The organism is Marivita sp. (assembly GCF_020055635.1).
Classification (GTDB): Bacteria; Pseudomonadota; Alphaproteobacteria; order Rhodobacterales; family Rhodobacteraceae; genus Marivita.
The window spans coordinates 1-13,385 of sequence record NZ_JAIPUT010000082.1; the positions used below are offsets into that span (position 1 = coordinate 1).

At 63.3% G+C, this 13,385-nt stretch carries 10 protein-coding genes; 5 read left to right on the forward strand and 5 right to left on the reverse strand.

Going from position 1 to position 13,385, the window contains the following annotated elements; all coding sequences use genetic code 11:
• The 3 genes from LCF60_RS21470 to LCF60_RS21480 form a co-directional block, all read left to right on the forward strand.
• On the forward strand, positions 1 to 783 hold a 783-nt coding region (locus tag LCF60_RS21470; RefSeq protein ID WP_292294585.1), incomplete at its 5' end, for a methylenetetrahydrofolate reductase.
• 9 nt (positions 784 to 792) lie between these two features.
• Positions 793 to 1,452, forward strand: coding sequence for an HAD family phosphatase (locus LCF60_RS21475; RefSeq protein ID WP_292294586.1), 660 nt, complete (start codon positions 793 to 795; stop codon positions 1,450 to 1,452).
• Positions 1,449 to 2,531: a methyltetrahydrofolate cobalamin methyltransferase gene (locus tag LCF60_RS21480; RefSeq protein ID WP_292294587.1), complete on the forward strand. Its 1,083-nt coding sequence runs from the start codon at positions 1,449 to 1,451 to the stop codon at positions 2,529 to 2,531. The genes LCF60_RS21475 and LCF60_RS21480 overlap by 4 nt, the downstream gene beginning before the upstream one ends.
• A gap of 81 nt (positions 2,532 to 2,612) precedes the next feature.
• Here the strand turns inward: LCF60_RS21480 and LCF60_RS21485 are convergent, their stop codons facing one another.
• Genes LCF60_RS21485 through LCF60_RS21500 form a run of 4 tightly spaced genes read right to left on the reverse strand, consistent with a single transcriptional unit; the run spans position 2,613 to position 5,090 of the window.
• A complete protein-coding gene (locus LCF60_RS21485; RefSeq protein WP_292294588.1) occupies positions 2,613 to 3,449 on the reverse strand; it encodes an ATP-binding protein in 837 nt (278 codons plus the stop codon).
• On the reverse strand, positions 3,446 to 4,399 hold the full coding sequence (tatC, locus tag LCF60_RS21490; RefSeq protein WP_292294589.1) for a twin-arginine translocase subunit TatC: 954 nt from the start codon (positions 4,397 to 4,399) through the stop codon (positions 3,446 to 3,448). Before tatC ends, LCF60_RS21485 begins: the two co-directional genes overlap by 4 nt.
• 1 nt (position 4,400) lies before the next feature.
• Entirely contained in the window at positions 4,401 to 4,865 is a 465-nt protein-coding gene (gene tatB, locus LCF60_RS21495; protein WP_292294590.1) for a Sec-independent protein translocase protein TatB, read from the reverse strand.
• Positions 4,866 to 4,871: 6 nt separating this feature from the next.
• Positions 4,872 to 5,090, reverse strand: coding sequence for a twin-arginine translocase TatA/TatE family subunit (locus tag LCF60_RS21500; RefSeq protein WP_292294591.1), 219 nt, complete (start codon positions 5,088 to 5,090; stop codon positions 4,872 to 4,874).
• Between the two features lie 185 nt (positions 5,091 to 5,275).
• Here LCF60_RS21500 and LCF60_RS21505 point away from each other — a divergent pair, with 185 nt between their 5' ends.
• Together LCF60_RS21505 and LCF60_RS21510 are read left to right on the forward strand one after the other, a co-directional pair.
• Positions 5,276 to 5,941 carry an HTH domain-containing protein gene (locus LCF60_RS21505; RefSeq protein WP_292294592.1) on the forward strand — a complete coding sequence of 222 codons (666 nt, stop codon included), beginning with the start codon at positions 5,276 to 5,278 and terminating at the stop codon, positions 5,939 to 5,941.
• A gap of 56 nt (positions 5,942 to 5,997) precedes the next feature.
• Entirely contained in the window at positions 5,998 to 9,198 is a 3,201-nt protein-coding gene (locus LCF60_RS21510) for a reductive dehalogenase (protein WP_292294593.1), read from the forward strand.
• A 185-nt stretch (positions 9,199 to 9,383) separates the two neighbouring features.
• Here LCF60_RS21510 and LCF60_RS21515 read toward each other — a convergent pair whose 3' ends face one another.
• Positions 9,384 to 13,049, reverse strand: a complete 3,666-nt coding sequence (locus LCF60_RS21515) for a vitamin B12-dependent ribonucleotide reductase (RefSeq protein ID WP_292294594.1) — start codon at positions 13,047 to 13,049, stop codon at positions 9,384 to 9,386.
• Positions 13,050 to 13,385 lie beyond the last annotated feature (336 nt).

The following is a 13,385-nucleotide window of genomic DNA, read 5'->3' on the forward strand; positions in this document are numbered from 1 at the left end:
ACCCGTGTCTACATCGCCCATATCGAAGGCACGCCGATCGAAGAGATGGTCGCGACCGCCAAACGCCTGGCCGACGATGGCTTTCCCGTCATGCCGCATTTCCCGGCGCGCATCATCAAGGACAAGGCGACGCTGGCCGACTGGATCGCCCGCTACCAGGGCGAAGCCGGCGTCGATCAGGCGCTGCTGCTGGCCGGTGGCGTGGCCAAGCCGCACGGCGCGTTCGACAGCTCGATGCAGTTGATGGAGACCGGGCTGTTCGACAAGGCGGGCTTCAAGCGGCTGCATGTCGCCGGTCACCCCGAGGGCAACAAGGACATCGATCCCGAGGGCGGCAGGAAGAATGTCGAGGACGCGCTGCGCTGGAAACAGGCGTTTTCCGAACGGACCGACGCAAAGATGGCCTTGGCGACACAGTTCGCCTTCGATGCCGATCCGATCATCAAATGGGTCGACGACCTGGCCGCGGCCGGCGTCACCCTGCCGGTGCATATCGGCATAGCCGGACCTGCAAAACTGCAAACCCTGATCAAGTTCGCCATCGCCTGCGGTGTCGGCCCGTCGCTCAAGGTGTTGCAGAAACGCGCGATGGACGTGTCCAAGCTGCTGCTGCCCTACGAGCCGACCGACGTGCTGACCAAGCTGGCAGCGCACAAGGCGAAGAACCCGGAGTTCAACATCGAACAGGTGCATTTCTTCCCGCTGGGCGGGATCAAGACCAACGCCACCTGGGCGATCGAAAACGGCGGCGCCGCAACAACCCCCGCCGCTGTCGCAAGCTGATCCGCCAACATGCCAGCCTTGCTCTTCGATCTCGACGGCACCATGCTCCACTCGGACCCGATCCACGAGGCCGTGTTCGAGGAGCTGTGGGCGTCACGCGGCCTGCCGACGCCGAAAGGCTTCTATCTCGAACAGGTGCACGGGCGTCTGAACGTCGATATCTTCGCCGAACACCTGCCGGACGAACCCGACCCGCAGGCGCTCAGCGAATGGAAAGAGGCCCAGTTCCGCGACCGCTTGCCGACGCCCTATCCGGCAACGCCGGGACTGGCCGACCTGCTTGACCGGGCGCGGGATCGGGGCTGGCACGTGGCCGTCGTGACAAACGCGATGCGCCTCAATGCCGAAGCCATGCTTGGCGCCATCGGCCTGCGCGAACATTTCGAGGTGATCGTGATCGGCGAGGAATGCGCGCAGGGCAAACCACATCCCCTGCCCTACCGGATCGCCATGGACGCGCTGGGCCAGACACCGGAGCACTGCATCGCGTTCGAGGACAGCCCCTCGGGCATGCGCGCCGCGGCCGCGTCGGGCGCCTATGCCGTCGGCATCCGGTCGGGACTGGACGACAGCACGCTGCGCGCCGCCGGCGCAGATGTCACAATCGAAGATTTCACAGACCCCGCGCTGCCAGAGATCCTGGCCCGCCTTGAAGGAGTAGCTGCATGACCCGCACCATTGTCGAGTCCAAGACCAAAACCGCGATCATCGGATTCGACCAGCCATTCTGCGTCATTGGCGAACGGATCAACCCGACGGGCCGCAAGATCCTGAACGAGGAACTGGAACGCGGCGATTTCAGCCGTGTCGAAGCCGATGCGCTGGCGCAGGTCGCCGCAGGGGCGAACATCCTCGACATCAACTCGGGGGCGGTGTTTTCGAACAAGATGGCCGAAGATCCGCGCTATGCCGACAACAACTTCGTCGAACCGACCCTGATGCGCGAACTGGTCGAGCGGGTGCAGGCCATCACCGACTGCCCGCTCTGCATCGACAGTTCGGTGCCCGGCGCGCTGGAAAACGGCCTTGCCGCCGCCGAAGGCCGCCCGCTGCTGAACTCGGTGACCGGTGAGGAAGAGCGTCTGGAACTGGTGCTGCCGCTGGTCAAGAAATACAACGTGCCTGTCGTGGCGATCTCGAATGACGACACCGGGATCAGCGAAGACCCTGACGTGCGCTTTGCCGTGGCGAAAAAGATCGTCGAACGCGCGGCGGATTTCGGCATCCCGGCGCATGACATCGTGGTCGATCCGCTGGTCATGCCGATCGGTGCGATGGGGACGGCCGGACTTCAGGTCTTCACGCTGGTCCGCCGCCTGCGCGAGGAACTGGGCGTGAACACCACCTGCGGCGCGTCCAACATCAGCTTCGGCCTGCCCAATCGCCACGGCATCAACAACGCCTTCCTGCCGATGGCGATGGGCGCCGGCATGACATCCGCGATCATGAACCCGGTCGCCCTGCCGGTCGGTCCCACCAAGCTGGCCGAGAAAAAGGCCGAGGTGGCCGCTGCCGGGATCGTGCTGCCGGAGGATATCGACGACGAGACCTTCTGCATCCTGTTCGGCCTTGGCTCGACCAAGCCGAAACCCGGCAAGGAAATGGAAGCCATCCGCGCCGCCAACTTCCTGACCAACAACGATGACGGCGGCGGAGCCTGGATCGAGTTCAACAAGCAGCCGCCGAAAGCCGGTCACGAAGGCCGGGGCCGCGCAGGCCGCGTCGGAGGCCGTCGCCGCCGCGCCTGACGTCGGAGGGCCGCGCATACGTTCAGTCCGGATTGGGGGCTCTGCCCCCAAACCCCCGGGATATTTGGAAACCGGAGAAGACTAGAGCGCCACGCCTTTGCGTCCCGCAAGGTCGGTGAAATACTGCCACGCGACCCGGCCCGAGCGTGACCCGCGTGTGGCCTGCCACTCGATGGCCTCGGCGCGCAGCGTCGCGTCGTCGATCGTGACGCCGTAGGCGTCGCAATAGCCTCGGATCATGGCGAGGTAGTCGTCCTGATTGCACGGGTGGAAACCCAGCCACAGACCGAACCGGTCCGAGAGCGAGACCTTTTCCTCGACCGCCTCGGACGGGTTGATGCCGGAGGACCGCTCGTTCTCGATCATGTCGCGCGGCATCAGGTGACGGCGGTTCGACGTGGCATAGAACACCACGTTGTCGGGCCGCCCCTCGACGCCGCCATCCAGCACCGCCTTGAGCGATTTGTAATGCTGGTCGTCATGGCTGAAGCTGAGGTCATCGCAAAAGAGCAGGAACCGGTGGTCCGATGCGCGCAACAGGTTGAGAAGCCGCGCCACGCTGGGCAGGTCCTCGCGCTGCAATTCCACCAGCTTGACAGGCAGGTCTTCGGCGAGGATCGCCGCATGCACCGCCTTCACGAGGCTCGACTTGCCCATGCCCCGCGCGCCCCAAAGCAGCGCGTTGTTGGCAGGCAGGCCGCGCGCGAATTGCCGCGTGTTGGCCAGCAGCGTGTCGCGGCTGCGATCCACCCCGATCAGCAGATCGACGGCCACCCGGCTGACCTTGGGCACGGGTTGCAGGTGATCCGGGTCCACATGCCAGACAAAGGCATCGGCGGCGTCGAAATCCGGCGCCGCATAGGGCGCCGGGGCCAGCCGCTCGAGCGCGGCCGCGATCCGCTCCATCGGGTCGGTCACTTCTTCGCGTCCTCGTCGAATTCGCGCATCAGGGGATCGTCGTCCATGTCTTCGGCGGGATCGTCTTCGAACCAGAGCCCTTGGGCGCGCAGGTCCTTCTCGCGCTTCTTCTCGACCCGACGCACGAGGATGATCGACACCTCGTAAAGCCCGTAGACCACGGTGAACAGGATCAGCTGCGTCACCACATCGGGCGGCGTCACCAACGCGGCCAGCACCAGGATCGCCACCATCGCGTATTTGCGCACCGCGCCCAGACCGGCGGCCGAAACGAGACCCGCCTTGCCCATCAGCGTCAGCAGGACCGGCAACTGGAAACACAGGCCGAAGGCCATGATGAAGACAAGCGAGGTCTGAAGGCTTTCGTTGACCTTGCCGAAAAAGGTGATGCGCATCCCCTGGTCGGTGGTCGGCACCACCGCCGCCGCATCGACATCGACCGCCCCCGACAGCATGTTGGCAAAGATCGACGGCGCATCGGTGAAGCCCAGGAAGAACGCCATCGCCAGCGGCGTCACGATGAAATGCGCGAAACTCGCCCCCAGCATGAACATCACCGGCGACGCGATGATGAAGGGCAGGAAGGCGGATTTTTCCGACCGGTAGAGCCCCGGCGCGATGAAGCGCCACATCTGGTGCGCGATCACCGGGAACGCCAGCGCGAAGCCGAACACGAGACCGATGCGGAACAGCACGAAGAGATATTCCTGCGGGCTGGTATATTGCAGCGTCGGTGACGGATCACCAAGCGCGCGCAACGTGTCCTCGATCGGGACCAGCAGGAAGCGCAGCACGTGTTCCGCCAGGAAATCACCCTGGATCGGGATGAAGAGCACGCAGATGCCGGCGAACAGCGCCAGCACCGAGCGGATCAGACGCGTTCGCAATTCGGCCAGATGTTCGATCAGCGGCGCGCTGCTGTCCTCGATGTCGTCGTCGCGGGCACTCATGTCAGGCGTCCTTTTCCGGAGCGGCATCCGATTTCAGGGCCGCTTCCATCTCCTCGGCCTTTTTCTGCGCCTCTTCCGCTTCGCGTTTCTTGCGATCCGCGGCAGCCCGGGCGGCACTGGCCTCGATCTTTTTCTTGGCCTCCTGACGCTCGGCCGAGAGCTTGGACGTGTTGCTTCCGGTCTTGCTGTCGGTGTCGAGACTGGTCATCGACTTTGCCGCATCCTTGACACCATCCATCGCGCTGCCGACCGGGTTGGTGGCGGTCTTGAGCGATTTCTGCAAGTCCCGGACGCCGGACTCGTCGGCCGCGTCGTTCATCGCACGGCTGAACTCGCGCGCCATGCCACGGGCCTTGCCCATGAAAGTGCCCACTTTCCGAAAGAGCACGGGCAGATCCTTGGGGCCGACGACGATCAACGCCACGACCCCGATCACCAACAGCTCGGCAAAGCCAAGATCGAACATACGGGTTTAGACCTTGTCTTTCTCTTCCTCGGGCGTCACGTCCTTGGCGCTTTCGGATTTCTGTTCCTCAAGCTCGTTCTTGCCCTCGTCGACGCCTTTCTTGAAGGCGGTGATGCCCTTGCCCACTTCGCCCATCAGCGCCGAAATCTTGCCGCGGCCGAACAGCACCAGAACCACGACGGCGATGAGCAGAAGGCCCGGCAAACCGATATTTCCGATACCCATGAAGTTTCTCCTTACCGGCAGGCAGGTGCCTGCGTTGCATGTCACTGCGGTTATGTAATGACTCGCACCGCGAACCGAAAGCATGAAAACACGCCAATTCGGGGTCTGTGTGTCAAGAGCTTGTCAGTTGACAGCTTTTTGTCAGTATCAGACCAGCATCCAACCATGGCGAGGCAGGGAATCACATGAAACGCAGCGACCGGCTCTTCGTCCTCATGCAACGACTCAAGGACGGCAAGCTGCACACCGCCGAGGCGATGGCGCAGGATCTGGGCGTGTCGGTGCGCACCATCTACCGCGACATGGACACGCTCGCGTCCTCCGGGGTGCCGGTCGAGGGCGCGCGCGGCGCGGGCTATACCGCGCAGGCGATGATCACGCTGCCGCCACTGAACCTGACCCAGACCGAGCTCGAGGCGCTGCATGTGGGGCTGGCCGCCGTCGGCGCCGCCGAGACTGACGAGCTTGCCGCCGCCGCCCGCGCCCTTGCGGAAAAGATCGACGCAGTGCTGCCCGAAGACGTGGGCACCCCTGTCGCAACCTTCGGCTTTGCCACCTACCCCTTTGCCGAGGCCGCGCAGGGCTTTCGCCACATGCCCGCCTTCCGCAAGGCGATCCGTGCCCGGCAGAAACTGCGTGTCAAACTGGACCCCGAGGACCGGACCCATATCGTGCGGCCGCTGCACCTGGATTACTGGGGGCGCGTCTGGACCTGCGTGGTCTGGGACGAAACCGACGACACCTTCGCCACCTTCCGCATGGACCGCGTGACCGACCTGACGCCGCTGCCGGGGTTGTTCGTGGACGAGGCGGGAAAGCGGCTGAAGGATTTTCATGCCTTGCAGTCCTGAGCCGGTGGTGATGCACTTGCGCGGGCGCTGGACCCTGCGCCAAACGGGAGGACGACATGGGCATCCGCTTTTTTTCCGACAAGAACCGGCCAGTGCATCTGGGGCCGTTCCCGCTCGAACGCGCCGCACGCGGGCCGATGCCCGATCCCGCGACGATCCCGCCGCATCCCGGTCTGAGCTTCCTGCGTCCCGAGGACCCGGCCTCCATCGTCAACGCGATGGCCGATTATCAGGCGATGATGGACGCGATCCGCGACGGGTTCGTGAACAAGGCCCGATCCGCCTGCCCCGATGATATAACAGAGCGCGCCAACCACCTGAAAGCGTTCGGATATTTCTCTGACGCCACGATGGTTGGGATCGGCCCGTTGCTCCCGCAGGCGCACCTGCCAGAGCCGCGGCAGAACCCGGATATCGACCGTCTGTCCAATGATCTCAAGACCCGCCAGACCAAGACGCTCGCGTCGGGCATCGACATGATCATGGCCGATCTCAAGGAATCGATGGACGCGCCGCCCAGCACGATTGACGGCCATCACACCGCGCTGGTGTTCCTTTACGAGATCCCGCGCGACCCCAAACGTGGCGAGGCGGGAACCGAGTGGATCACCGACGCACAAGCCCACCGCGCGTGCCTGCGGGCGACAGAGACCGCCGTGGTGATCGCCAATTACATCCGCCTGCTGGGTTGGGACGCCAAGGCGCATACCGCGACCAGCACCGATGTCGACCTCAACATCTGTACGGTTGCGGCCGGTCTGGCGTACGGTTCAACCGGACGGTTGGTCAATCCGTGGCTCGGCGACCGGTTCGGCGTGGCGGTTGTAACGACCTCTTTCGACCTTGCCCATGACGCGCCCTTGTCCCCCGACCAGCCCAAATCGCTGACCCAGGGTCTGGCGTGGAAACTGGGCACCCAATCTGCCCGCTCCGGGCTCAACACCAACCCGTTCGACAGCCGCCGCTATGTCGATGGTCCGCACCCGTTCGAGACGCTCAAACGTGTTGACACGCCGACCACCTATATCGACGAGCCGAACGTCCCGCGCGTACCCAAACGCGCCGACCTGTTCGCCCGTGCGCAGTTCGGCGACATGGGCAAGAAACTGCAAGACGGCGCCAAGGGCGGGTATTATGCGCGCAAGGCGGCGCCGTCCTCGGCGCAGCGGCGGATGCTGGGGGCCTTTGTGTTATTGCAGGACGGACCACCCGAAAACGGCCCGCGTCCTGCAAATCTGCAAAGCAACGCCGAGGCGATCAAGGCCACCGCCTATTGGCTGGGGGTCGATGCGCTGGGGATCAGCCGTTGCCCGGACTGGACATGGTACAGCCACGACGCGCGCGGCGACCCCATCGATCCGCCGCACGATCAGGCGATCAGCATCATCATCGACCAGGGCTACGAGACGATGGACGGCGCATCCGGCGACGACTGGATCAGCGTGGCGCAATCCATGCGCGCCTACCTGCGCTTTTCGCTGCTGGGCGGGGTGCTGGCCAAGCAGATCCGCAACCTCGGCTATAGTGCAAAGGCGCATACCGTTCTGGATGGCGAGGTGCTGCAACCGCCGCTGTTGCTTCTGGCCGGTCTGGGCGAGGTCAGCCGCATTGGTGAGGTGATCCTGAACCCGTTCCTCGGACCGCGCCTCAAGTCCGGCGTCGTCACCACCGACATGCCGCTGGCGCATGACAAGCCCATCGATTTTGGTCTGCAAACATTCTGCGAGTCGTGCAACAAATGCGCGCGGGAATGTCCCTCGGGGGCGATCACCGCCGGGCCGAAGCGGATGTTCAACGGCTACGAGATCTGGAAATCCGACAGCCAGAAATGCGCCACCTACCGCATCACCACCGAAGGCGGCGCGATGTGCGGCCGCTGCATGAAGACCTGCCCGTGGAACCTCGAAGGGCTGTTTGCCGAAAAGCCGTTCCGCAAGGTGGCAATGACCCTGCCGCAGGCCGCGCCGCTTCTGGCCAGGCTGGACGATGCGGCGGGCCGCGGTGGACTGAACCCGGTCAAGAAATGGTGGTGGGATCTGGAGTTGCAGGAAAACGGCAGCTACGCGCCGACCCACCATCCGGTCAATGCGCGCGACCTGCAAAAGGACCTGAACCTGAAATACGAGGACCAGACGCTTGCCGTCTATCCCGCGCCGCTTGCGCCGCATCCCTACCCGTATCCCGACCCGATGGACCGCGAGGCGGGCATCGCCGCCTATACCGCGATGGTCAGCGCGGAGGAGCACAAGGCGCGACTGGCGCGCGGCGATACCTCGCACCTGCACCGACCCAAGGATGCCACGGAAAGCCCGGTTGTGCCGGTGATCGTGAGCAAGGTGGAAAAGATGTCACCTTCGGTGACGAAATACGAATTCCGCCATGTCGATGGGCATGACCTGCCGGAATGGAGCGCGGGAGGCCATCTCGATCTGGTGGTGGCACCGGAATTCCTGCGGCAATATTCGATGTCGGGAAATCCGGCGGATCGGTCGGTCTACCAGATCGGGGTGCTGCGCGAAGACAGCGGGCGTGGTGGATCGGCGCTTCTTCACCGCATCTTTGCGGAAGGCCGGCGCGTGTTCGTGTCGAAACCGATCAACCATTTCCCGCTGGTCGAAGACGCGAGTTTCACCTGGCTGATGGGCGGCGGCATCGGCGTCACGCCGATGATTGCCATGGCGCACCGCCTGCACGCGCTGGGGCGGCCCTTTGCGTTGCATTATTCGCTGAAAACCCGATCCGAGGCGGGGTATCTGGACGATCTGGCCGAGGTGCCCTGGGCCGACAAGGTGCAGATCCATGTCAGCGACGAAGGCACCCGCGCCGACCTGGAGGCGCTGTTGCCAGACTATTCAGACGGTCAGCACATCTACACCTGCGGACCCGACCTTTACATGAACGCCGTCATGGAAGCCGCTGAACGCAAAGGGTTTCCGGAAGAGTCCCGGCATCTTGAATATTTCGCGGTTCCCGAACTGCCGGACTACGAGAACCATCCCTTCACCCTGAAACTCTCTGACGGGCGCAGCTTTCCCGTGCCGGCGGACAAGACCGCCACCGACGTGCTGAATGAAAACGGGGTTACGGTGGATGTGAAATGTTCGGACGGGATCTGCGGTGTCTGCAAGGCGCGCGTCCTGAGCGGCGATGTCGAGCACCGGGATTTCGTGTTGTCCAAGGCGCAGCGCGAGGATCAGATCATCCTGTGCCAATCGCGGGCGAAAGACCCGGATGGCGAGATCACGATCGCCTTGTAAGCAGCCGATAACATGGGAGCTGTGTGAAGGTGATTCCGAAATCCGGGCAAAAAAAGGGGGCCGTAGTGGCCCCCCTTGAAGTTTCGCGCGTCAAGCTCCCAGTTTGTTCACCGCTCGGAATATTCTTGCCTGCGGCCTGGCGCGCGTCAGAGGCGGGCGCACCCGCCCCGTGACTGATTCACTTCTCAGCTACACCCGCTCGTGCCGCCGCAGGTGTTGCACTTCATGCAGGTGCCGTTGCGGACCAGCGTGTAGTTGCCGCAATCGCCGCAGGCTTCGCCTTCGTAGCCCTGCATCTTGGCGCGGGTCACGGCGGTCATGGCCGTTGTCGAGGTGCTGGTGGTCTGCGTTGCCACGGCCACGCCGCCGGTGTCCGGCACCAGACGGTTGAGTGCCGCCACCGCGTCGCTGCCGCCGCCGAAGGCCACGGCGCCGCCCTGACCGCCCTGAAGCACGATCAGTTCCTGCGGCAGCCGCTTGCGCAGATAGCCCGTCGAGCTGATCTGCTTGAGCACTTCGAGCGAGCGGGACGCTGCGGTTTCCGACAGTTCCTTGACGTTTGACACGCCCTCTTCCTCGCCGCGGCCCAGATCGTCGAAGCTGGCGCCTTCGGGTTTCACATGGGCCAGATCGGTGCGGTCGAGATAGCTGACCGCCAGTTCGCGGAAGATGTAGTCGAGGATCGAGGTCGCGTTCTTGATGCTGTCATTGCCCTGCACCATGCCCGCCGGTTCGAACTTGGTGAAGGTGAAGGCATCGACGAATTCCTCGAGCGGCACGCCGTACTGAAGACCAACCGACACCGCGATGGCGAAGTTGTTCATCATGGCGCGGAAGCCCGCCCCTTCCTTGTGCATGTCGATGAAGATCTCGCCAAGCGAGCCGTCTTCGTATTCGCCGGTGCGCAGGTAGACCTTGTGACCGCCGACAACCGCCTTCTGGGTATAGCCCTTGCGCCGTTCCGGCATCTTCTCGCGGTGCGATTTCTGGATTTCCTTGATGACCACCTTTTCGACGATCTTCTCGGCCAGCACCTGGGCCTTTTCGGGGATCGAGCCGCTTTCGAGGATCTCGGCTGCCTCTTCGTCATCCTCGACCAGCGCCGCCGCCAAGGGCTGCGACAGCTTGGAGCCGTCACGATACAGCGCGTTGGCCTTGGTGCCGAGCGACCAGCTCAGTTCATAGGCGTTCTGGCAGTCTTCGATGGTGGCGTCGTTCGGCATGTTGATCGTCTTGGAGATCGCGCCCGAGATGAACGACTGTGCCGCCGCCATCATGGTGATGTGGCTGTTGACCGACAGGTAGCGCTTGCCCTTCTTGCCGCAGGCATTGGCGCAATCGAAGACCGGGTAATGTTCGACCTTCAGGTGCGGTGCGCCTTCCAGCGTCATCGTTCCGCAGACATGGTCGTTCGCGGCATCGATGTCTGCCTTGCTGTAGCCAAGGTGGCGCAGCAGATCGAATGTCGGGTCGTTCAGCTTGTCCGCCGGGATGCCCAGCACTTCGCGGCAGAATTCCTCGCCCAGCGTCCACTGGTTGAAGACGAAGCGGATGTCGAAGGCCGCGGCCAGCGACTTGTCGATTTTGTCGAGCTGCGCCGGACCGAACCCGTGACCGGCCAGCGAAGTGTGGTTGATGCCGGGCGCGTTGCCGATGGAGCCGTGGCCCACCGCGTAGGCGACGATTTCCTCGATCTGCGCAGAGCCGTAACCCAGCTTTTCAAGCGCTGCCGGCACCGACTGGTTGATGATCTTGAAATACCCGCCACCGGCGAGTTTCTTGAACTTCACCAGCGCGAAATCCGGCTCGATGCCCGTGGTGTCGCAATCCATCACAAGACCGATGGTGCCGGTGGGCGCGATCACGGTGGATTGCGCGTTGCGGTAGCCGTGCTTTTCACCAAGGCGCAGCGCCTCGTCCCAGCTGGCCATCGCCAGGTCGACCAGACGGCTGTCCGGGCAGTTGGCGTGATCGAGTGCCACAGGCTTGACCGACAGCGCCTCGTAGCCATCCGTCGCACCGTAAGCGGCGTTGCGGTGGTTGCGGATGACGCGCAGCATGTGGTCCGCGTTCTTGGCGTAGCCGGGGAACGGGCCCAGCTCTCCGGCGATCTCGGCCGAGGTGGCGTAGGACACGCCGGTCATGATCGCGGTCAGCGCGCCGCAAAGTGCCCGGCCTTCGTCGCTGTCATAGCTGAAGCCGAGGTTCATCAGCAGGCCGCCGATATTGGCATAGCCCAGACCCAGCGTGCGGAAGTCATAGGAGCGCTGCGCGATTTCCTTGGACGGGAACTGCGCCATCATCACCGAGATTTCCAGCGTCAGCGTCCACAGGCGGGTCGCATGCATGTAGTCCTCGGACTGGAACTCGCCATCCTTGAGGAAGGTCAGCAGGTTCATCGACGCGAGGTTGCAGGCCGTGTCGTCCAGGAACATGTATTCCGAACAGGGGTTCGAGCCGCGAATCTCGCCATCCGCCGGGCAGGTGTGCCATTCGTTGACGGTGGTGTGGAACTGGATGCCCGGATCGGCACAGGCCCAGGCCGCGTGGCCCACGTCTTCCCACAGGTCGCGCGCCTTGATCGTCTTGGCGACGCTGCCATCGGTGCGGCGGATCAGTTCCCAGTCGGCGTCATCCTTGACTGCCTTGAGGAACGCGTTGGTCACGCGGATCGAGTTGTTCGAGTTCTGGCCCGACACGGAGGCATAGGCCTCGGAATCCCAGTCGGTGTCGTAGGTCGGGAATTCGATGCTGCTATAGCCCTGCCGGGCGTAATCCAGCACGCGCTTGATGTAGGTTTCGGGGATCATCACACCCTTGGCGGCGCGGATCGCCGATTTCAGGCCCGCGTTTGCCTTTGGATCATAGGCATCCTCGACACCGCCATCCCAGAGGCGGATCGCCTCGAAGATGCCGTTGAGCATCTTCTCGTGCATCTTGGATCCGGCGACGATGGAGGCAACCTTTTGCTCTTCCTTCACCTTCCAGTTGATGAATTCCTCAATGTCGGGATGGTCCGCGTCGCAGATGACCATTTTTGCGGCACGGCGGGTGGTGCCGCCGGATTTGATCGCACCCGCAGCCCGGTCGCCGATTTTCAGGAAGCCCATCAGACCAGAGGACTTGCCTCCGCCTGACAGGGCTTCCCCTTCGGCGCGAAGGGAGGAGAAATTCGTGCCGGTGCCGGATCCGTATTTGAAGAGACGCGCCTCACGGACCCACAGATCCATGATGCCACCTTCGTTGACCAGATCGTCGCTCACCGATTGGATAAAGCAGGCGTGCGGCTGCGGATGCTCATAAGCTGTCTTGGATTTGACGAGTTTGCCGGTTTTGTAATCGACATAAAAATGGCCCTGCGACGGTCCGTCGATTCCATAGGCCCAGTGCAGGCCGGTGTTGAACCACTGCGGGCTGTTCGGGGCCGCCGTCTGGGTCGCCAGCATGTAGCGCATCTCGTCATAGTAAGCGCGGGCATCCTCCTCGGTTGAGAAATAGCCTCCCTTCCAGCCCCAATAGGCCCAGGCGCCAGCGAGCCGGTCAAAGACCTGCCGCGCGCTCGTCTCGCCTGTGCGCTCTGTGTCTTTGGACGCGGGCACGGAGCGCCAGAGGAACTCAGGCACGCCTTCTTCGCGGACGCGCTTCAGCTCGACCGGGACGCCGGCCTTGCGAAAATATTTCTGTGCGATCACGTCGCTGGCAACCTGGCTCCAGCTTGCCGGCACTTCGAGGTTATCCAGCGCAAAGACAGTGGTGCCATCCGGGTTGCGGATCTCCGACCGTGTCGTGACGAATGCGATCTCCGCGTAAGCGTCCTGACCTGCCTTGGTGAATCTTCTCTCGATCTTCATCGCTACTGCCCCTATGTCCCGTTTCTTTCGCGTCAGCGCCTTGGCAGGAAACAAGACCCCACGATCCGCGGTTGCCGCGCGGCCCAAGGGAGACCCCTTGTCGATGTGGTTTTCTATGTTTGTCCGTCCCTTGCCTGCGTCCACTATATCTAGTGGTTAGCGGCGCCGACCTACACTAAATGCCGTCTGACGGGCAGAGTCGTCAACGGGTTTTTTACCAGTTTCACATATATTTTGTGTTGACTGCACGGCGACCTACTAGGGGCTGTAGATCCCCGGCGATTCAGTCCCAAAACGTTAACCATTCTGTCCGCAGGCCAATGCGCGGAAAATGCA

Bases quoted from the DNA above. Each gene is read 5' to 3' on its own strand.
- LCF60_RS21475 (WP_292294586.1), top strand. From the start codon at position 793: ATGCCAGCCTTGCTCTTCGATCTCGACGGCACCATGCTCCACTCGGAC.
- LCF60_RS21480 (WP_292294587.1), top strand. From the start codon at position 1,449: ATGACCCGCACCATTGTCGAGTCCAAGACCAAAACCGCGATCATCGGA.
- tatC (WP_292294589.1), bottom strand. From the start codon at position 4,399: ATGAGTGCCCGCGACGACGACATCGAGGACAGCAGCGCGCCGCTGATC.
- tatB (WP_292294590.1), bottom strand. From the start codon at position 4,865: ATGTTCGATCTTGGCTTTGCCGAGCTGTTGGTGATCGGGGTCGTGGCG.
- LCF60_RS21500 (WP_292294591.1), bottom strand. From the start codon at position 5,090: ATGGGTATCGGAAATATCGGTTTGCCGGGCCTTCTGCTCATCGCCGTC.
- LCF60_RS21505 (WP_292294592.1), top strand. From the start codon at position 5,276: ATGAAACGCAGCGACCGGCTCTTCGTCCTCATGCAACGACTCAAGGAC.
- LCF60_RS21510 (WP_292294593.1), top strand. From the start codon at position 5,998: ATGGGCATCCGCTTTTTTTCCGACAAGAACCGGCCAGTGCATCTGGGG.
- LCF60_RS21515 (WP_292294594.1), bottom strand. From the start codon at position 13,049: ATGAAGATCGAGAGAAGATTCACCAAGGCAGGTCAGGACGCTTACGCG.